Below are 18,880 nucleotides of genomic sequence, written 5' to 3'. Positions count from 1 at the left end.
GACCAGTGTGCCGGTCTGGGCCGGTATCGTGCCGGGATGCTCACTGTGACCAGCGTGAATGTGAACGGGCTGCGCGCCGCCGCCAAGAAGGGCTTCGTGGAGTGGCTCGCCGGGACCTCGGCCGACGTGGTGTGCCTCCAGGAGGTGCGGGCCGAGGAGCACCAGCTGCCCGACGAGGTGCGGGCCCCCGAGGGCTGGCACGTCGTGCACGCGCCCGCCGCCGCCAAGGGGCGCGCCGGTGTCTCGCTGTACACGCGCCGTGAGCCGGACCGGGTGCGGGTCGGCTTCGGGTCGCAGGAGTTCGACGGCAGCGGCCGGTACGTCGAGGCGGACCTGCCGGGCGTCACCGTGGCCAGCCTGTACCTGCCCTCCGGCGAGGTCGGCACCGAGCGGCAGGACGAGAAGGTCCGCTTCATGGACGAGTTCCTCGCCTACCTGAAGGAGCTCAAGGCGCGGGCCGCCGCCGACGGGCGCCACGTCGTGGTCTGCGGCGACTGGAACATCGCCCACCGGGAGGCCGACCTCAAGAACTGGAAGGGCAACAAGAAGAACTCCGGGTTCCTGCCGGAGGAGCGTGCCTGGATGGACGAGGTCTTCGCGGAGTACGAGGACGTCGTGCGGGCGCAGCACCCGAACGTCGAGGGTCCCTACTCGTGGTGGTCCTACCGCGGGCGCGCCTTCGACAACGACACGGGCTGGCGCATCGACTACCAGGTCGCGACGGCGGGGCTCGCCGAGCGCGCGCTGAAGGCGTACGTGGAGCGCGCCGCGAGCCACGGCGAGCGGTGGAGCGACCACGCGCCGGTGACGGTGGTCTACGACCTGTAGAGGACTGCCCCAGGTGGGTGGCTGACGGTGGGACACGGGCACAAAGTCCGGTAGAAGGCTGTCCCGGTGCCGGGCGGCATGGCAGATTTCGGTCGCGTACACGCGTCGCGTACATGACCAACTGCCGCGCTGCCGGGGGGATTTCATGCCGACCGTACCCAGGCCTTCGAGTCCTTCGAGTCCTTCGAGTTCTTTGATCCCGTCGAGGCCTTCCAGGCGTGCCGTCGTGCTGGGCGCGGCCGGCGCCGGGATCGCGGCGGCGCTGCCCGCCACCCGCGCGTACGGAACGGGCGGCGACCGCGGGATTGCCGTCGGCACGCCGCCCGTTCTGCTGACCGAGCAGGCGTCCAGACGCCTCCTCGTGCTCGACCCGCGGCGCCGCGTCTGGGACCCGGCCGCCGACCCGTCCGTCGTGCGCTGGGCGTTCTCGCCGGTCGGCGACCCGCGCTACGAGGACCTGCTGCCCGACGTGAGCTGGGTCTACCCGTGCGAGGCGAAGGCGCGGCTGCACCGGCGGCGTACTTACGTCCTGACCACGGCGTCCTTCGGGTTCGTGGCCGTCGTCGAGTACCCGACCGGCAGGCGATACTGGGGTACGGCGATCGGACCCGGCGACGACCTGTTCAACCCGCACAGCGCCGAGATGCTGCCCGACGGCAACGTGGCCGTCGCGTGCAGCACGGGCGCGCGGGTGCGGCTGTACGCGGCGTCGCAGGGGCCGCGGGCCACGCGGTACGCGGAGGCCGGGCTCAAGGGCGCGCACGGGCTGCACTGGGACGGCGCGCGGAACGTGCTCTGGGCGCTCGGCGACGACGAGCTGGTGACGTACGACGTGTGCGGGACGCCCGCCCGGCCCGAGCTGCGGCAGACCTCCGCGATCGGTCTGCCCGTCGGGACGCCGGGGAAGACGCCCGGCGGCCACGATCTCCACCCCGTGGTGGGGCGGCCCGGACGGCTGTGGGTGACGACCAACGCCGCCGTCTTCCAGTACGAGATCGAGTCCCGCGCTTTCGTGCGGGACTTCCCAGGGGCCGCGGAGATCTCCCGCAAGTCCGTGAAGGCCGTCGGCGACGACCCGCGGACCGGGCAGGTCCTGACGACCGTCCCGGAGGGCGGGCTCGAAGAGACCTGGTGGACGACCACGGTGAGCGTGCACCGGCCCGAGTCGAGCTACAAGCTGGTCGGCGGCGGCATCTACAAGGCGCGCTGGTTCATTCCGCTGGACCACCGGGGCCGCCGGCGTCCTCCGGGGCGCGGTCGCTGAGCCTGCGGTCCAGTGCCATCGACAGCTCCGCCTCCACCACGCTCTTGGCGAGCGGACGCAGCTGGTCGATGTCGACGTCGGCGGCGTCCGGCGTATGGGTGCGCATGACGGTGATGAACAACTCCGCGAGCGCGTCCGCGTGTTCGCGCACGCGTTGGCCCGCCTCCAGGACCGCGGCCAGCGGAACTCCCTTGCGCACCAGGGTGGACGACGCGTCGAGCAGGCGGCGGCTGATGTGGACGAGCTCGTCGCCGTCCGTGCCCAGGTAGCCGAGGTCCAGGGCGGCGACGAGGTTCTCGGGGGTGACCTCGCCCGCGAAGTGGTCGGCGAGCTCCTCGGGCGTGAGGCGGACCGGCTGCTCCTCGGTCGGCTCGCCGAGGCCCAGGAGTTCGCCGACATCGCGGCCCTTCTCGAAGGCGTCGGCCAGCTCGGCGATCCCGTTCAGGGTGTGGCCGCGCTCAAGGAGGGCGGCGATCGTGCGGAGTCTGGCCAGGTGGTGCTCGTCGTACCAGGCGATACGGCCCTCGCGGCGGGGCGGCGGGATCAGTCCGCGCTCGCGGTAGAAGCGCACGGTGCGCACGGTGATGCCGGCCTCCGCGGCCAGCGCCTCCATGCGGAACTCGCGTACGCCGCCGTTCGGCGTGCCCCCGCCCCCGCCGCCGGAGGGTCCGTGCCCGGCTCCGCCTTCTCGTTGGTCTGCCACGCGGGCAGCCTAGCCGGGCCCTCGGGACCCCCGCTGCGGCGATACCGACGGTAACTTTCCCCCGCCGGACCCCTACCCATCAGTACGCGACTGCCTTACTCTCCCAATTGCGCCAGTAGACACTGGCAGGGTTCAGTACTTCCGGGAGGCGGCGGAATGACAGAGCACGAGCACGTACGGGTGGCGGTGATCGGATCCGGCTTCGGCGGCCTCGGTGCCGCCGTGCGGCTGCGCCGCGAGGGCATCACCGACTTCGTCGTCCTGGAGCGCGCCGGCGCGGTGGGCGGCACCTGGCGCGACAACAGCTACCCGGGCTGCGCCTGCGACGTGCCCTCGCACCTGTACTCGTTCTCCTTCGCGCCCAACCCGGACTGGCCGCGCACCTTCTCCGGCCAGGAGCACATCCAGGAGTACCTGGAGCACGTCGCCGTCACCTTCCGGCTCCGCCCGCACCTGCGCCTCGACACCGAGGTCAAGCTGATGACCTGGGACGCCGACCGGCTCCGCTGGGTGATCGAGACCAGCAACGGCACCTACAGCGCCGACGTCGTCGTCTCCGCCACCGGGCCGCTCTCCGACCCCAAGACCCCGGACATCGCCGGCATCGACACCTTCCCCGGCAAGGTCTTCCACTCGGCCCGCTGGGACCACGACTACGACCTCGGCGGCAAGCGCGTCGCCATGATCGGCACCGGCGCCTCCGCCATCCAGATCGTGCCCGAGATCCAGAAGCGGGTCGGCAGGCTCACCCTCTTCCAGCGCACGCCCCCGTGGGTCATGCCGCGCGCCGACCGCGCCATCACCGGCGCCGAGCGCTGGCTGCACAAGCAGCTGCCCTTCACCACGCAGGCCAGGCGCGGCCTCCTGTGGGGCATCAGGGAGCTGCAGGTCCAGGCGTTCACCAAGCGGCCCAACGAGCTCGGCATGGTCGAGCAGATCGCCAAGCGGAACATGTACCGGGCCATCAAGGACCCGGCGCTGCGGGCCAAGCTGACCCCGACGTACCGCATCGGCTGCAAGCGCATCCTGCTCTCCAACACGTACTACCCGGCGCTCGCGAAGCCCAATGTCGACGTCGTCGCCAGCGGTCTGAGCGAGGTGCGCGGCAACACCGTCGTCGCCGCGGACGGCACGGAGACCGAGGTCGACGCGATCATCTTCGGCACCGGGTTCCACGTCACGGACATGCCGATCGCCGAGCGCGTGGTGGGCGACGAGGGCCAGACCCTCATGGAGAGCTGGAAGGGCGGCATGAACGCGCTGCGCGGCGCGACCGCGGCCGGCTTCCCCAACTGGATGACGATCATCGGCCCGAACACCGGGCTCGGGAACTCCTCCATGATCCTGATGATCGAGTCGCAGCTGAACTACATGGCCGACTACCTGCGCCAGCTCGACGTCCTCGGGGGCCGCGCCGCCCTCGCCGCCCGGCCCGACTCCGTGAGCGCCTGGAACCACCGGGTGCAGGAGCGCATGAAGCGGACCGTGTGGAACACCGGCGGCTGCAACAGCTGGTACCTCGACGAGAACGGCGTCAACACGACGGTCTGGCCCGGCACGACCACCGAGTTCAGGGCGGCGACGCGGCGGGTCGACCTCTCCGAGTACGAGGTGGTGCGGCCCCCGAAGCCGCAGGCGGCGGCGGGCGACCGCGAGGCGAAGAAGGTCGAGGCCGGGGCATGAGCCGACTGACCCATGTGACGAGCGGCGCCTACGCCCCGCCCGCCGCCGCCCGCGAAGTCACCGCCGTCTCCGCCGACGGAGCCCGGATCCACGTCGAGGTGCACGGCCCCGAGTCGGCGCCCGCCGTGGTGCTCGCCCACGGGTGGACCTGCTCGACGGCCTTCTGGGCGGCACAGATACGCGACCTCCGTGCCGACCACCGCGTCATCGCCTACGACCAGCGGGGGCACGGGCGCAGTGTGGCTCCCGCGGCCGCCGACGGGTACAGCACGCGGGCGCTCGCCGACGACCTCGAGGCGGTGCTCGCCGAGACGCTCGCGCCGGGCGAGAAGGCCGTGCTCGTGGGGCACTCCATGGGCGGCATGACGATCATGGCCGCGGGCGGCCGCGCCGGGGTGCGGGAGCACGCCGCCGCCGTCCTGCTGTGCAGCACGGGGAGTTCGGCGCTGGTCGCGGAGTCGCTGGTCGTGCCGCTGCTGCGGGCCGGGCGGGCGCGGACCAGGATCACGCGGTCGGTGCTCGGCTCGCGCGCCCCGCTCGGGCCCGTCACGCCCGTGGCCAAGCGGATCCTCAAGTACGCGACGATGGGCCCCGGCGCCGCGCCCGAGAAGGTCGAGGCCTGCGCGCGCATCGTGCACGCCTGCCCCCGGGACGTGCGCCACGGCTGGTCGAGCGTGCTGGACGCGCTGCAACTGGACGTGGAAGTGGGCGGGTTGAAGGTGCCCACGGCCGTCGTCGCCGGCACGTCCGACCGCCTCACGCCCGTGGTGCACGCGCGGCGCATCGCGGCCGCCCTGCCGGAGTGCCTGGGGCTCACCGAGCTCGCCGGGATCGGACACATGACACCCATCGAGGCACCCGAGGCCGTCACGGGACGGATCAGGGAGCTCGTCGGAACGTACGTACAGGTCAAGGAGGGCGCATGAGCAGGGTCAGCCTCGAAGGACAGGTCGCGGTCGTCACGGGTGCGGCGCGCGGAGTCGGTGAACTGCTCGCGCGCAAGCTGTCGGCGCGCGGCGCGAAGGTCGCACTCGTCGGCCTGGAGCCCGACGAGCTGAAGCAGGTGTCGGAGCGGCTGCACACCGAGTCCGCGCACTGGCACGCGGACGTCACCGACCACGCGGCGATGGCGCAGGTCGCCCAGGAGGTCAAGCGGCACTTCGGCAAGGTCGACATCGTCGTCGCCAACGCGGGCGTCGCCAGCGGCGGCCCGTTCGTGGAGTCCGACCCGGACGCGTGGCGCCGCGTCATCGAGGTCAACCTCATCGGCAGCGCGGTGACCGGCCGGGCCTTCCTGCCCGTCCTCATGGAGAGCCGCGGCTATCTGCTGCAGATCGCCTCGCTTGCCGCGATCACCCCGGCGCCGATGATGACGGCGTACTGCGCGTCGAAGTCGGGCGTGGAGGCGTACGCGCACGCGCTGCGGGCCGAGGTCGGCTACAAGGGCGTCAAGGTCGGCGTCGGCTATCTGTCGTGGACCGACACGGACATGGTGCGGGGCGCCGACCAGGACGACGTGATGCGGGAGTTGCGGCAGCGGCTGCCGTGGCCGTCGAACAAGACGTATCCGCTGGGTCCCGCGGTGGACCGGATAGTGGCGGGCATAGAGCGCCGCTCCAGCCATGTGTACGCGCAGTGGTGGCTGCGGGGCATGCAGGGCATCCGCGGCTATCTGCCCGCGGTCATCGGGTCGGTCGGCCAGCGCGAGATGAAGCGGTTCGAGCCGCGGCTCGGCAGCGTGTCGACGGGGCTCGTCGGGGCGGGCGGCTCGGCGGACGAGCAGGCGCGCGCGGTGAGTTGATCCCCCGGGTGCGCGGAAACGGCAGAGGCCCCCGGCGTCCCGGGGGCCTCCTCGCACGAGCCAGGCGTCAGGCGTCGTAGTCCTGGTCGAACTTGTCCCGCTGCTCCTGCGCGGCCTCACGGGCCTGGTCCGGAGCCTGCGAGGACCGCTCGCTCGCCTCGTCCTGGGCCTGCGAGGCGCGGTCGCGCGCCTCGTCGCTCTTGTCGCCCATGGAGTCCTTGGCCTTGTTGGCGAGGTCCTGAGCCTTGTCCTGGAACTGGTCCTTGATGCCCATGCGTTTCACTCCCGGTTCTGGGTGAGGGGGATGGGGCCTCGACCAGATTTACACGGTCGGACATTTCGCGCATTTCGATCATGTGAGGCCCTGCATACGGGGCTTCACGGCGAGCCCGGAACCTTCACGGCCGGGGTGGCAGCGGTGGGCGGCGGCGGTCCGGCACGTCCGAGTGGTCCGGGGGCGCGGCCGCCGGATTCCGCTCCAGGAGGTCAAGCGCGAGCTGCACCGCGTCGTCGAGCTGCGCGTGCCGTCCCTCCGCCCAGTCCAGAGGGGTGCGCAGGATGTCGAGGTCGGGGCTGACGCCGTGGTTCTCCACGCCCCAGCCGTACGCGTCGAACCAGCCCGCGTTCATCGGCACCGTGATCACCGTGCCGTCGCCGAGCGCGTGCCGCCCGGTCATGCCGACCACGCCGCCCCAGGTGCGCTGCCCCACGACGGGCCCGAGCCCGAGCAGCTTGAAGGCAGCCGTGATCATGTCGCCGTCGGAGGAGGTCGCCTCGTCGGCGAGCGCCACCACGGGCCCCCGGGGCGCGTTCGAGGTGTACGACACCGGCTGGGCGTTGCGCGTCAGGTCCCAGCCGAGGATCTTCCGCGTCAGCTTCTCGATGACGAGTTCGCTGATGTGGCCGCCCGCGTTGCCGCGCACGTCCACGATCAGGGCGGGCCGCGACACCTCAAGGCGCAGGTCCCGGTTGAACTGGGCCCAGCCCGAGCCGCCCATGTCGGGGATGTGCAGGTAGCCGCAATTGCCGCCGCTCAACTCCCGGACGACGCCACGGCGTTTGGCCACCCAGTCCTGGTAGCGCAGGGGGCGTTCGTTGATGAGGGGGACGATCGCGACCCGGCGGGCCCGGCCCTCGCCCTCCGGCTCGAAGGTCAGCTCGACCGTGGTGCCGCCCGCCGCCGAGAGGAGGGGGTAGGGGCCGGTCACCGGGTCGACCGGGCGGCCGTCGATGTGCGTGAGGACCGCGCCCTCCCTGATGCCCGCGCCGGCCAGCGGCGAGCGGGCCTTGGAGTCGGAGGAGTCGCCGGGCAGGATCCGCTTGACCATCCAGCCGTCGTCCCTGCGCACGAGGTTGGCGCCGAGGAGGCCCATGGCGCGCTGGTAGTGGGGCGGGCCTTCGTTGCGGCGGGCGGGGGAGACGTACGCGTGGGAGGTGCCCAGTTCGCCGAGGACCTCGCGGAGCAGGTCCGCGAACTCGTCGGGGGACGCGACCCGTTCGACCAGCGGCCGGTACTGCGCGAGCACGCCGTCCCAGTCGATGCCGGACATCTCGGGGTCCCAGAAGTAGGCGCGGATGATCCGGCCCGCCTCTTCGTAGGCCTGGCGCCACTCGGCGGCCGGGTCGACCTCGTGCAGGATGCGGCGCAGGTCGATCCAGACGGTGGTGTCGCCGTCGCCGACCTCGGTGGAGGGCACGGCGCTCAGGTCGCCCTCGTCGACGACCACGAGCCGTGAGCCGTCGCCGCTGAGCGCGAACCAGTCGAGGTGGTCGACGAGCTGGGACTTCTTGGCCTTGGTGATGTTGAAGTACTCGAGGGTGGGGCGGCCCGACATGTCGGCGGGGTTCACGAAGGTCTCGCCGAGCGCGCCCGAGATCGGCCAGCGCAGCCAGACCAGGCCGCCGCCGCTGACGGGGTGCAGCGCCGAGTACTTCGACGCGGCGACGGGGAACGGTGTGACGCGCGACTCCAGGCCCTCGATCTCCACGGTGGTGGTGCCGTCGCCCCCGCTGCCCTCGGCCGGGTCCAGGCCGCCCGCCGCGGGCCGCCCGTCGGGCAGCAGCGCGAACGGGGACGGGGTCGCCGACGACAGCGGTACGAGGTAGGGGCGGCAGCCGAGCGGGAAGGACAGGTCGCCGGTGTGCACGTCGTAGACCGGGTCGAAGCCGCGCCAGGAGAGGAAGGCGAGGTAGCGGCCGTCGCGGGTGAAGACGGGGTTCTCGTCCTCGAAGCGGCCGTTGGTGACGTCGACGATCGCGCGCATGCCGGGGCCCGCGATACGGGCCAGCTTGATCTGGCGCAGAGACCGGCCGATGCCCGGGTGCGACCAGGTCAGCCAGCAGCCGTCGGGCGAGAAGGCCAGGTCGCGGACGGGCCCGTTGATGGAGCGGATCAGCTCGGTGACCTCGCCGTCGGACTCCTCCGTGACGTCGAGAAGGAGCAGGCGGCCGTCGTTGGACGCGATGGCGAGGCGCTCGCCGTCGCGGTCGGCCACCAGTTCCTGGACGCGGCCGAGCTGCCCGCCCGCCAGCCTGCGGGGCTCGCGGGCGCCGCTGGCCCTGGGCAGATAGGCGATCTCGACGGCGTCCTCGCCGTCGGCGTCGGTGACGTAGGCGACCTGTCCGCCCGTGCCGAGCATCTCGGGCAGCCGGACGCGCACGCCGGGGGTGTCGGTGATGGTGCGGGCGGGGCCGTCGCGGTGGGTGAGCCAGTAGAGGGAGCCGCGGACGACGACGGCGCTGGCCCGGCCCGTCGTGTCCACGGAGAGCGCGTCGACGTGCTGGGCGGCGGGCACCTGGTAGATCCGCCGTCCGGCGCGCGGTCCGCCGAGCCGCACGTCGAGCCTGCGGGGCACGGAGTCCGCCGCGAGAGTGTCGACCAGCCAGACGTCGCCCGCGCACTGGTAGACGACACGGGTGCCGTCGCTGGACGCGTGGCGGGCGTAGAACGTGTCGTGGTCGGTGTGGCGGCGCAGGTCGGAGCCGTCGGGCAGGCAGGAGTAGAGGTTGCCGACGCCCTCGTGGTCGGAGAGGAACGCGATGCGTCCCGCGACGAACATGGGGGAGTCGAGGTGCCCGTCGAGGTCGGCGAGGATCTGCTCGCCGTGCACCCACAGGCGGCCGGTCGCGCCGCCCCGGTACCGCTTCCAGGCGGCGGGTTCGTGCGGCGGCTTGCCCGTCAGGAGCAGGGTCTTGCGGTCCCCGTCGCCGTCGGCGAGCTCGTCGGTGATCGCGATGTCCCAGACCGGGCCCCAGGGCAGCTTGCCGCCGGGCGAGCCGTCGGTGGGGACGCAGTAGGCCCAGCAGAAGTACGAGAACGGCTGGCCGTGCGAGGAGACGGCGAGGATGTCGCCGTCGGGGGACCAGCCGCAGACCCGGGTGTCGGTGCTGCCCCAGTACGTCAGGCGGCGTGCGGGCCCGCCGTCCACGGGTGCGAGGTGGATCTCCGGGTCGAGGCTGCGCCAGGTCGTGTACGCGATGTGGCGGCCGTCCGGCGAGAAGCGGGGGTGGCTCACCTTCGTACGGTCGACGGTGAGCCGCCAGGCCCGGTCGGCGGGTGAGCCCTCGGGGGTGAGGGGTGCCACCCACAGGTCGTCCTCGGCCGCGAAGCAGAGGCGATCGCCGCTGAGGTGCGGAAAACGCAGGTAGGCGTGGTCGTCCTGGAGGTCGTCGCGCTCGTCGGTCACCTCACCATGCTTTTCCGCTCGGCAGGCGGCGGCAACTCGTGCCGGGGGTGAAATGGCGGGGTGAACGGGGGGTCGACGGATCGGGTGACGTAGCACACGTACGAAACGGTTTCGTTTCGCTCGGCGGGGAGCGTACAGTCGTGGCGTACGAAACCGTTTCGTTCCGCGTGACGAGTTCCGTGAGGCGAGCTCCATGAGACGAGCTCCGTGAGACGAGTACCGAGTGATGAGCAGGAGGTGACGATCGTGGCGGAGACCGCGACAACACGGCGCACCAGGATCACGCCCGAGCGCGAGGCCGAGCTGTACGAGGCCGTGCTCGACCTGCTCCGCGAGGTCGGCTACGACGCCCTCACCATGGACGCCGTCGCCGCCCGCACCCGGTCCAGCAAGGCGACCCTCTACCGCCAGTGGGGGAGCAAGCCGGAGCTGATCGCCAAGGCGCTGCGGCACAACAAGCCGGCGTCCCTCGCGGACATCGACACCGGGTCGCTGCGCGGCGACCTGGACGAGATGGTGTCCCGCTCGGACGACTGTCAGATGGAGAAGGACGCCGCGCTGATGCGGGGCCTGTTCCATGCCATCCACGACAACCCGGAACTCCACCAGGCGCTGCGGAACCTGCTCATCGAGCCGGAGCTCACCGGCCTGAACGACCTGCTGCGCAGAGCCGTGGAGCGTGGCGAGGTCGCCGCGGACAATCCGGCGCTGGAGTACGTCGTCCACATGATGGTCGGCGGTTTCGTCGCCCGGGACCTCATCGAGGACCGCCCGGTCGACCGCGAGTTCCTCGCCTCGTACATCGATGCCGTGATCCTCCCCGCCCTCGGCATCTGACCCGACCGCCCCCTGTTCCTGACGCGCACCGCTCACGTCGTCGGGCTGATCTCCCCTGCCCAATCCGGACCACACGACCTGACCGGGAGTACGCCTCCGTGGCCACTTTCCTCTACAAACTCGGCAAACTCGCCTTCCGGCGACGCCATTTCGTCGCCCTCATATGGGTGGCGCTCCTGACGCTCGCCGGGGTCGGCGCCGCGTCCGCGCCCACCGCCGCGTCCAGCAGCTTCTCCATACCTGGCACCGAGGCCCAGAAGGCCTTCGACCTGCTGGAGAAGCGGGCCCCCGAAGCCAGCGCCGACGGAGCCAGCGCCCGCGTCGTCTTCAAGGCACCGGACGGCGAGAAGGTCACCGACAAGGCCAACAAGGCCGAGATCGAGAAGACCGTCGCCGCCGTCAAGGCGGGCTCGGACCAGGTGGCCCGCGCGGACAGCCCCTTCGTCTCCAAGACGGTCAGCAAGGACGGCTCCACGGCGTACGCCTCCGTCTCGTACAAGGTCACTTCGATGGAGCTGACCGACGACGACCGCGACGCGCTGGAGAAGACCACCGACGACGCGCGGGACGCGGGGCTCACGGTCGAGGTCGGCGGCGACGCGCTGCAGGCCATGCCCGAGACCGGTTCCACCGAGATCATCGGCATCGCGATCGCGGCGGTCGTCCTCGTCATCACCTTCGGCTCGCTCATCGCGGCCGGACTGCCGCTGATCACCGCGCTGATCGGCGTGGGCATCGGCGTCTCCTCGATCACCGCGCTCGCCAACGCGCTCGACCTCGGCACCACCACGTCGACGCTCGCCATGATGATCGGCCTCGCGGTCGGCATCGACTACGCCCTCTTCATCGTCTCGCGCTACCGCGGCGAACTCGCCGAAGGACGCGACCGCGAGGATGCGGCGGGACGGGCCGTCGGCACCGCGGGTTCCGCGGTCGTCTTCGCCGGACTCACCGTGGTCATCGCGCTGGTCGGCCTCGCCGTCGTCAACATCCCGATGCTCACCAAGATGGGCTTCGCCGCGGCCGGCACGGTCGTCATCGCCGTCCTCATCGCGCTCACCCTCATCCCTGCGCTGCTCGGGTACGCGGGCAAGCGGGTCCTGCCCGCGGGCGAGAAGAGCAAGCTGTTCGGCGGCGGCAGGAAGAAGGCCGCCGACGGAGGCGAGGCCGGTGAGCCGAAGCAGAACATGGGCACCCGCTGGGCGCGCTTCGTGGTCCGCCGTCCCGTCGCCGTGCTGCTCGTCGGCATCGTGGGCCTCGGCGCCGCGGCCATCCCGGTCTCGCAGCTGGAGCTCGGCCTGCCGGACGACGGTGCGCAGCCGACGTCCACGACCCAGCGCAAGGCGTACGACCTGGTCTCGGAGGGCTTCGGGCCCGGCTTCAACGGCCCGCTGATGGTCGTCGGTGACCTCAAGGGCGCCGACGACCCGAAGGCCGCGGCCGGGGAGATCACCAAGACGATCTCCAAGCTCGACGACGTCCTGACCGTCGCCCCGCCGATGCTCAACAAGGACAAGGACACCGCGATCATCAGCGTCGTCCCGTCCTCCAAGCCCAGCGGCATCGAGACCGAGGACCTGGTCCACTCGATCCGCGACACCGGCGCGCAGATCAAGTCCGACTCGGGCGCCGACATCATGGTCACCGGCACCACGGCCATGAACATCGACGTCTCGCAGAAGCTCAACGACGCCCTGCTGCCCTATCTGGCACTGGTCGTGGGCCTCGCGTTCCTGCTCCTGATCATCGTCTTCCGCTCGATCCTGGTCCCGCTCAAGGCGGCCCTCGGCTTCCTGCTCTCGGTGCTCGCGGCCCTCGGCGCGGTCGTCGCGGTCTTCCAGTGGGGCTGGCTCGGCTCGCTCTTCGGCGTGGAGCAGACCGGACCGATCATGTCGATGATGCCGATCTTCATGGTGGGCGTCGTCTTCGGCCTCGCGATGGACTACGAGGTCTTCCTCGTGACCCGCATGCGGGAGGCGTACGTCCACGGGGAGCGGCCCGGCCAGGCGATCGTGACCGGGTTCCGGCACGGGGCCCGGGTGGTCTCCGCGGCGGCCGTCATCATGATCGCGGTCTTCGCCGGCTTCATCGGCTCGTCCGAGCAGATGGTGAAGATGATCGGCTTCGGCCTGGCCATCGCGGTCTTCTTCGACGCCTTCGTGGTCCGCATGGCGCTGGTGCCCGCGGTCCTCGCGCTGCTCGGCAAGAAGGCGTGGTGGCTGCCCAAGTGGCTGGACCGCGCGCTGCCGAACGTCGACGTCGAGGGAGAGGGCCTGCGCACGGTGGCGGAGAAGGGCGCCGACGGCGACCGGGAACTGGAACGCGTCTGAGCCGTCTGAGTTGTCTGAGCCATCTGGGCCGCGTACGGCTCAGTGGGTGATCGGGGTGGCGGCCACGTGGGTGCGGCGCAGGAAGCGGATCAGTGCCGACGCGTCGAACTGCACGACCGTTACCCCGTCCGCCTCGTGGAACTCCACGACCGTCTGGACCCGCCCGCACGGCCATACGTGGACATTGCCGGAGGTCACGGGCGCCCGGAGCCCGCGTTCCAGGAGCTGCCGGGAGAAGACCCGATGAGGGGAGCCGGGGAGGCCGATCCGCACCGCGTGCGGGTCAGCCTCCCCGTCGTAGTGGAGGATGACGGGGACGGCGCGGTGGCCCTCGGAGGAGTCCGTGACGAGGTGGGCGCGTGCGTACTGCTCGACTGCGGACATCGCTGAACTCCTCATCCTTACGGACACTTCCTCACCAATGTCCCATATGTCCCGAACTTCGCCGCGGATGACATCGACAGGGCATCGACAGGGCATCGACAGGGCATCGGCGGGCATCGGCAGGGCACCGGCGGTCGGCGTAGTCGAATCGGGACCGACGCGCTCTTGCAAGCCGTTTGCAACAGAGCACTATCATTGAACGGTTCACGAGCCGTCCGCCCTGTCCAGGGCCCCTGCCCAGGAGCGCGCGCATGCATGTCCCCGACGGGTTCATCAACGTCCCGGTCTCGGCGGCCGCCGGGGTCGTCGCGGCAGGTGCCGTCGCCGTCAGCCTCAAGGGCGCCCGGCGCGAGCTCGACGAGCGCACCGCGCCGCTCGCCGGCCTCGTCGCGGCCTTCATCTTCGCCGTGCAGATGCTGAACTTCCCCGTCGCGGCGGGCACCAGCGGCCACCTCCTCGGAGGGGCGCTCGCGGCGATCCTCGTCGGGCCCTTCACCGGGGTCCTCTGCGTCTCCGTCGTCCTGCTCATGCAGGGCGTGCTCTTCGCGGACGGCGGTCTGACCGCGCTCGGCGTGAACATCTCCGACATGGCGATCGTCACGACCGTCGTCGCCTACCTCGTCTTCCGCGGCCTGGTGAAGGTGCTGCCCCGCGGCCGCCGCTCGATCACGGTGGCCTCCTTCGCGGCCGCGCTCCTGTCCGTGCCCGCCGCCGCGGTCGCCTTCACCTTCATCTACGCCCTCGGCGGCACGACCGACGTCTCCATCGGCAAGGTCGCCACCGCGATGGTCGGCGTCCACGTCCTCATCGGCATCGGCGAGGCCGCCATCACCGCCCTCACCGTCGGCGCGGTCGTCGCCGTGCGGCCCGACCTCGTGTACGGAGCCCGGGGTCTCACGCGGCCGCTCAAGCTGCGCGTCGCCGGGGAACTGGTGGACGCGCCCGCCGCCGAACCCGTGCCCGCCGCTGCCCGCTCCCCCCGGTCCACCCGCACGGTGTGGATCGCGGGCATCGTCGCCTCCCTCGTCCTCGCGGGCTTCGTCAGCTTCTACGCCTCCGCCGACCCCGACGGTCTGGAGAAGGTCGCCCACGACAAGGGCATCGACAAGAAGGCCGAGGAGCACGCCGCCGCGGACTCCCCGCTCGCCGACTACGGCGTCAAGGACATCACCGACGCCCGCCTCTCCGGTGGCCTCGCGGGCGTGATCGGCGTCGGCGTCACGGTCGTCGCGGGCTCGGCGGTCTTCTGGGGTCTGCGCCGCCGCCGTACGAACGACACCTCACCGGCCGCCGTGCCCGAGGACGTCACCTCCGAGAAGGTCTGACATGGGCGCGGGCCACGCCCACCGGCTCTACCGGCGGGGCCACTCACCGGTGCACGCGCTGCCCCCGCACACCAAGCTCGCGGCGGTCCTCTGCTTCGTGATCGTCGTGGTCTCCACGCCGCGCGAGGCGATGTGGGCCTTCGGTCTGTACGCGGTGCTGCTGGGCGTGGTCACGTACGCCGCCCGCGTCCCCGCCGGGTTCGTGCTGAAGCGGCTCCTGATCGAGATCCCGTTCGTGGCGTTCGCCGTGCTGCTGCCGTTCGTCGCCCAGGGCGAGCGCGTCGACGTCCTCGGGCTCTCCCTGAGCGTCAACGGACTCTGGGGCGCCTGGAACGTCCTGGCCAAGGGGACGCTGGGCGTCGCCGCTTCGGTGCTGCTCGCCGCCACCACGGAGCTGCGCGAGCTCCTGCTCGGGCTCCAGCGGCTCAAGCTGCCGCCACTGCTCGTCCAGATCGCCTCGTTCATGATCCGGTACGGCGACGTGATCACCGACGAGATGCGCCGCATGAAGATCGCGCGGGAGTCGCGCGGCTTCGCGGCGCGGGGCGTGCGGCAGTGGGGCGTCCTCGCCAAATCGGCGGGCGCGCTCTTCATCCGCTCGTACGAGAGGGGGGAGCGGGTGCACCTGGCGATGGTCAGCCGGGGGTATGCCGGGTCGATGCCGGTCATCGACGACATCACGGCCTCCCGCGCCCAGTGGACGTACGCGCTGACTCTGCCCCTGACCGCTCTCGTCGTATGCCTGTTGGGATGGACGCTGTGACTGATGCGACCGATGTGATCGATGCGGCCACCGCATCTCTTGAGGTCTCGGGCCTCGCCTTCGCCTATCCGGACGGGCACCAGGCCCTCTTCGGCGTCGACTTCACCGTCGGGCGCGGCGAGCGCGTCGCCCTGCTCGGGCCGAACGGCGCGGGCAAGACGACCCTCGTCCTGCACCTCAACGGCATCCTGACCGGCGGCGCGGGCACGGTCACCGTGGCCGGGCTGCCCGTCGGCAAGACGCACATGGCGGAGATCAGGCGAAGGGTCGGCATCGTCTTCCAGGACCCGGACGACCAGCTGTTCATGCCGACCGTGCGCGAGGACGTGGCCTTTGGACCCGCGGCGGGCGGGCTGCGGGGGCCCGAGCTCGAGGCGCGGGTGCACAAGGCGCTGGGGCAGGTGGGCATGGCGGAGTTCGCGGACCGCCCGCCGCACCACCTCTCCTTCGGGCAGCGGCGCAGGGTGGCGGTCGCGACGGTGCTCGCGATGGAGCCGGAGATCCTCGTCCTGGACGAGCCGTCCTCGAACCTCGACCCGGCGTCGCGCCGCGAACTCGCCGACATCCTGCGGTCGCTGGACGTGACGGTCCTGATGGTCACGCACGACCTGCCGTACGCCCTGGAGCTGTGCCCGCGCGCCCTGATCCTCAGTGACGGCGTCATCGCGGCGGACGGCCCGACGGGCGAGCTGCTCTCCGACGGGGATCTGATGGGAGCCCACCGCCTGGAACTGCCTTTCGGCTTCGATCCGAAGACAGTGCGGGTTGGAGGCTAGGGAATCGACGGCGCTTGGGTGCTGTTGGCCTTGTTATGAGCGATGTCGCAGGTGTCATGAGCGTCAGGGGTGGGGTGCGGGCGCGGGTGCACGGCACCGTGGCTGCCGGATACGAGCCGGTGCGGGACGCGTTCGTACGCAACTTCGGTGAGCGCGGGGAGCGGGGCGCGGCGGTGACCGTGTACCGGGACGGGCGCCGGGTGGTGGACCTGTGGGGCGGCATGAAGGACATCGACGGGGACCCCTCGTCGTCCGGTGGCCCCGCCTCCTCCGGTGGCCCCGCCTCCTCCGGTGGCCCCGCCTCCTCCGGTGGCCCCGCCTCCTCCGGGGATGCTCCTTGGGAGCGGGGTACGGCTCAGATCGTGCGCTCGGCGACGAAGGGCGTGGCGGCGGCCGCGGTACTCCTCCTGCACCAGCGGGGCGAACTGGACCTGGACGCGCCGGTCGGCTCGTACTGGCCGGAGTTCAAGGCGCGCGGCAAGGAGCGCGTTCTCGTACGTCACGTCCTCGCGCACCGCGCCGGTGTCCCCGCCCTGGACCGTCCGCTGACGCCCGCCGAGGCGCTCGACCCGGACCTCGGCGCCGCGGTGGTCGCGGCGCAGGCCCCCTTCTGGGAGCCCGGCGAGGACCACGGCTACCACGCGCAGACGTACAGCTGGCTCGTCGGTGAACTCGTGCGGCGCGTGACGGGCAGGCCCGTCGGGGAGTGGATCGCGGACGAGATCGCGCGGCCGCTCGGGCTCGACCTGTGGCTCGGGTTGCCGGAAGCGGAGGTGGACCGGGCCGGGCGCCTGGGCCGCATCGAGGCTCCGGCGGGGCCGGGCGGGCTCCGGATGCGGCCCAAGCGGAACGTGGCGGAGGCGTACGCGGACGCGGAGTCGCTGACCCGTCGGGCGTTCGGGGCGATCGATCCCTCGCCGGACGAGAACGACTCCGCGTACCGGGCGGCGGCGCTGCCCGCGTCCAACGGTGTCGCGACGGCGGACGCGCTGGCCCGCTTCTACGCGGGGCTGATCGGCGATGTGGAGGGCGGGCGGCGCCTGTTCGCTCCCGCCACGGCGGAGCTGGCGCGGACGGAGGCGTCGGCGGGCCCCGACCGCGTCCTGGTCGTCAACACCCGCTTCGGCCTCGGCTACATGCTCCACGGGGCGGCGTCCCCGCTCCTCGGCCCCGGCTCGTTCGGCCACCCGGGCCGCGGCGGCGCCCTCGGTTTCGCCGACCCGGAGTCGGGCGTGGCCTTCGGCTACGTCACCAACGGCATGAACAAGGGCGTGACGGCGGACCCGCGGGCGCAGGCGTTGGTGCGGGCGCTGCGGGAGTCTCTGTAACGGGTGGGGCCACGGCCCTGCGGGGGCCCAGGTTCGCGCGCCGTGCCCTGCTGCCACGGTCTGACCTGATGTCCCCCTGCGCGCGGGGGCCGCGTCTGAGCCTCCGGCGCCGCCCCACTGGCGCGTTCCCGCCAGCTCCCCACCCGCCCGCCCCGACATCAGCGCCGGCGCCCGTCCTGGCCCCGGGGGGCTCCCAGGGTCTGCCCTGACGCCCCGCTGCGCGCAGGGGCCGCGTCCGCACCTCTCGCCCCGCCCCCTTGGCGCGTTCCCGCCAGCTCCCCACCCACCCGCCCTCAACAGCGGTCTGGACAGCCCCCAGGCCAGGCCATCGTTCAGGCCCCACGGGTCAGCCGTCGACGCACCGCCCGCCCGACCGTCCTCGCCGGCAATCTCCGCGTCCCGCAGCGTTGCGCCGTCGTGGCCAGCCTTCAGCTCCGGCTCCGTCGCTCGTCGGCGCCCCACGCGGAGCGATCGGAGACATCCGCCCGCGCCTCGACTCCGCGCAGGACCAGCAGCCCCCCGACACCCGGGACGAGCGCCCGCCATCGCGCACCCGGAGTCGACGCGGGCGTCAGCATCCACGTGGACGCGATGACCACCAGGTACGCCGTGCCGTGCAACGGACCGAGCAGCCCCGAGAGCAGACGGGCATGAACCGTGAACAGGTTGGCGAGGAGGAGGGCCAGGGACGCGGCCTCCACGAACGCCGCGATGCGGAGCGTACGCACGGCGATCACGCCCCCGTCGTGGAGCCGGGGCGGACGATCATCAGGACGGTGACCGTCGCCCAGAGGAGGTTGAAGACGCCGGTCAGCATGGCGAGGCGGGACGCTGCGCGCCGCGCGCCTTCGACCGGGCCGACCGAGCCAACCGGGGCAACCGCAGCCGGGCCAGCCGGGCCAGCCGGGTGAGCCGGACCGGCCGAGCCAACCGGGCCAACCGCAGCCGGGCCAGCCGGATCAGCCGGATCAGCCGGATCAGCCGGGCCAACCGCAGCCGGGCCAGCCGGATCAGCCGGGCCAACCGCAGCCGGGCCAGCCGGATCAGCCGGACCAGCCAGGTCAACCGGGCCAGCCGGATCAGCCGGACCAGCCAGGTCAACCGGGCCAGCCGGACCAGCCGGACCAGCCAGGTCAACCGGACCAGCCGGACCAGCCGGACCAGCCGGACCA

The 18,880-nt window shown here is 72.0% G+C and carries 17 protein-coding genes; 11 read left to right on the top strand and 6 right to left on the bottom strand.

Annotated features, from left to right (window positions below):
* Positions 1-36: 36 nt before the first annotated feature.
* A complete protein-coding gene (locus AC07DO_RS19105) occupies positions 37-828 on the top strand; it encodes an exodeoxyribonuclease III (protein ID WP_479061006.1) in 792 nt (263 codons plus the stop codon).
* A gap of 226 nt (positions 829-1,054) precedes the next feature.
* Positions 1,055-2,092, top strand: coding sequence for a DUF6528 family protein (locus AC07DO_RS19100; RefSeq protein WP_479061005.1), 1,038 nt, complete (start codon positions 1,055-1,057; stop codon positions 2,090-2,092).
* On the opposite strand, the gene AC07DO_RS19095 is transcribed toward AC07DO_RS19100, so the two are convergent.
* Complete coding sequence (locus AC07DO_RS19095) at positions 2,040-2,705, bottom strand: MerR family transcriptional regulator (protein WP_479061598.1); 666 nt, start codon at positions 2,703-2,705, stop codon at positions 2,040-2,042. The genes AC07DO_RS19100 and AC07DO_RS19095 overlap by 53 nt on opposite strands.
* Before the next feature lie 246 nt (positions 2,706-2,951).
* Between AC07DO_RS19095 and AC07DO_RS19090 the strand changes: the two genes are divergently transcribed.
* The 3 genes from AC07DO_RS19090 to AC07DO_RS19080 are packed head-to-tail and all read left to right on the top strand — an operon-like array spanning position 2,952 to position 6,279.
* Complete coding sequence (locus tag AC07DO_RS19090) at positions 2,952-4,478, top strand: flavin-containing monooxygenase (RefSeq protein WP_479061004.1); 1,527 nt, start codon at positions 2,952-2,954, stop codon at positions 4,476-4,478.
* A complete protein-coding gene (locus AC07DO_RS19085; RefSeq protein ID WP_479061003.1) occupies positions 4,475-5,404 on the top strand; it encodes an alpha/beta fold hydrolase in 930 nt (309 codons plus the stop codon). Before AC07DO_RS19090 ends, AC07DO_RS19085 begins: the two co-directional genes overlap by 4 nt.
* Complete coding sequence (locus tag AC07DO_RS19080; RefSeq protein WP_479061002.1) at positions 5,401-6,279, top strand: SDR family oxidoreductase; 879 nt, start codon at positions 5,401-5,403, stop codon at positions 6,277-6,279. The genes AC07DO_RS19085 and AC07DO_RS19080 overlap by 4 nt, the downstream gene beginning before the upstream one ends.
* A gap of 67 nt (positions 6,280-6,346) precedes the next feature.
* Here AC07DO_RS19080 and AC07DO_RS19075 read toward each other — a convergent pair whose 3' ends face one another.
* Together AC07DO_RS19075 and AC07DO_RS19070 are read right to left on the bottom strand one after the other, a co-directional pair.
* Positions 6,347-6,553 carry a hypothetical protein gene (locus AC07DO_RS19075; RefSeq protein ID WP_479061000.1) on the bottom strand — a complete coding sequence of 69 codons (207 nt, stop codon included), beginning with the start codon at positions 6,551-6,553 and terminating at the stop codon, positions 6,347-6,349.
* 124 nt (positions 6,554-6,677) lie between these two features.
* Positions 6,678-9,965, bottom strand: a complete 3,288-nt coding sequence (locus AC07DO_RS19070) for a S41 family peptidase (protein ID WP_479060998.1) — start codon at positions 9,963-9,965, stop codon at positions 6,678-6,680.
* 246 nt (positions 9,966-10,211) lie between these two features.
* Here AC07DO_RS19070 and AC07DO_RS19065 point away from each other — a divergent pair, with 246 nt between their 5' ends.
* Both AC07DO_RS19065 and AC07DO_RS19060 read left to right on the top strand, forming a co-directional pair.
* Positions 10,212-10,802, top strand: coding sequence for a TetR/AcrR family transcriptional regulator (locus AC07DO_RS19065; protein WP_479061596.1), 591 nt, complete (start codon positions 10,212-10,214; stop codon positions 10,800-10,802).
* A 98-nt stretch (positions 10,803-10,900) separates the two neighbouring features.
* Positions 10,901-13,132 carry an MMPL family transporter gene (locus AC07DO_RS19060; protein ID WP_479060996.1) on the top strand — a complete coding sequence of 744 codons (2,232 nt, stop codon included), beginning with the start codon at positions 10,901-10,903 and terminating at the stop codon, positions 13,130-13,132.
* A gap of 39 nt (positions 13,133-13,171) precedes the next feature.
* On the opposite strand, the gene AC07DO_RS19055 is transcribed toward AC07DO_RS19060, so the two are convergent.
* Entirely contained in the window at positions 13,172-13,516 is a 345-nt protein-coding gene (locus AC07DO_RS19055) for an SsgA family sporulation/cell division regulator (protein ID WP_479060995.1), read from the bottom strand.
* 251 nt (positions 13,517-13,767) lie between these two features.
* Here AC07DO_RS19055 and AC07DO_RS19050 point away from each other — a divergent pair, with 251 nt between their 5' ends.
* Genes AC07DO_RS19050 through AC07DO_RS19035 form a run of 4 tightly spaced genes read left to right on the top strand, consistent with a single transcriptional unit; the run spans position 13,768 to position 17,708 of the window.
* A complete protein-coding gene (locus AC07DO_RS19050) occupies positions 13,768-14,841 on the top strand; it encodes an energy-coupling factor ABC transporter permease (protein ID WP_479060994.1) in 1,074 nt (357 codons plus the stop codon).
* A gap of 1 nt (position 14,842) precedes the next feature.
* Positions 14,843-15,604, top strand: a complete 762-nt coding sequence (gene cbiQ / locus AC07DO_RS19045) for a cobalt ECF transporter T component CbiQ (protein WP_479060993.1) — start codon at positions 14,843-14,845, stop codon at positions 15,602-15,604.
* Positions 15,580-16,380, top strand: a complete 801-nt coding sequence (locus AC07DO_RS19040; protein WP_479060992.1) for an energy-coupling factor ABC transporter ATP-binding protein — start codon at positions 15,580-15,582, stop codon at positions 16,378-16,380. Before cbiQ ends, AC07DO_RS19040 begins: the two co-directional genes overlap by 25 nt.
* Before the next feature lie 56 nt (positions 16,381-16,436).
* Complete coding sequence (locus AC07DO_RS19035; protein ID WP_479060991.1) at positions 16,437-17,708, top strand: serine hydrolase domain-containing protein; 1,272 nt, start codon at positions 16,437-16,439, stop codon at positions 17,706-17,708.
* 428 nt (positions 17,709-18,136) lie between these two features.
* Here AC07DO_RS19035 and AC07DO_RS19030 read toward each other — a convergent pair whose 3' ends face one another.
* Positions 18,137-18,445, bottom strand: coding sequence for a hypothetical protein (locus tag AC07DO_RS19030; protein ID WP_479060989.1), 309 nt, complete (start codon positions 18,443-18,445; stop codon positions 18,137-18,139).
* Positions 18,442-18,840 carry a hypothetical protein gene (locus tag AC07DO_RS19025; protein ID WP_479061594.1) on the bottom strand — a complete coding sequence of 133 codons (399 nt, stop codon included), beginning with the start codon at positions 18,838-18,840 and terminating at the stop codon, positions 18,442-18,444. The genes AC07DO_RS19030 and AC07DO_RS19025 overlap by 4 nt, the downstream gene beginning before the upstream one ends.
* Between the last annotated feature and the right edge of the window lie 40 nt (positions 18,841-18,880).

It is taken from the genome of Streptomyces sp. NPDC045678, from assembly GCF_056432085.1.
The sequence above is the reverse complement of the archived record's forward strand: the minus strand, read 5'-3'. Positions and strand labels throughout refer to the sequence as shown.

What these genes read in the sequence shown, in the direction of transcription:
- AC07DO_RS19105 (WP_479061006.1), top strand. Translation starts at nt 37, where the DNA reads ATGCTCACTGTGACCAGCGTGAATGTGAACGGGCTGCGCGCCGCCGCC.
- AC07DO_RS19095 (WP_479061598.1), bottom strand. Translation starts at nt 2,705, where the DNA reads ATGGAGGCGCTGGCCGCGGAGGCCGGCATCACCGTGCGCACCGTGCGC.
- AC07DO_RS19090 (WP_479061004.1), top strand. Translation starts at nt 2,952, where the DNA reads ATGACAGAGCACGAGCACGTACGGGTGGCGGTGATCGGATCCGGCTTC.
- AC07DO_RS19085 (WP_479061003.1), top strand. Translation starts at nt 4,475, where the DNA reads ATGAGCCGACTGACCCATGTGACGAGCGGCGCCTACGCCCCGCCCGCC.
- AC07DO_RS19080 (WP_479061002.1), top strand. Translation starts at nt 5,401, where the DNA reads ATGAGCAGGGTCAGCCTCGAAGGACAGGTCGCGGTCGTCACGGGTGCG.
- AC07DO_RS19075 (WP_479061000.1), bottom strand. Translation starts at nt 6,553, where the DNA reads ATGGGCATCAAGGACCAGTTCCAGGACAAGGCTCAGGACCTCGCCAAC.
- AC07DO_RS19055 (WP_479060995.1), bottom strand. Translation starts at nt 13,516, where the DNA reads ATGTCCGCAGTCGAGCAGTACGCACGCGCCCACCTCGTCACGGACTCC.
- AC07DO_RS19050 (WP_479060994.1), top strand. Translation starts at nt 13,768, where the DNA reads ATGCATGTCCCCGACGGGTTCATCAACGTCCCGGTCTCGGCGGCCGCC.
- cbiQ (WP_479060993.1), top strand. Translation starts at nt 14,843, where the DNA reads ATGGGCGCGGGCCACGCCCACCGGCTCTACCGGCGGGGCCACTCACCG.
- AC07DO_RS19040 (WP_479060992.1), top strand. Translation starts at nt 15,580, where the DNA reads ATGCCTGTTGGGATGGACGCTGTGACTGATGCGACCGATGTGATCGAT.
- AC07DO_RS19035 (WP_479060991.1), top strand. Translation starts at nt 16,437, where the DNA reads ATGAGCGTCAGGGGTGGGGTGCGGGCGCGGGTGCACGGCACCGTGGCT.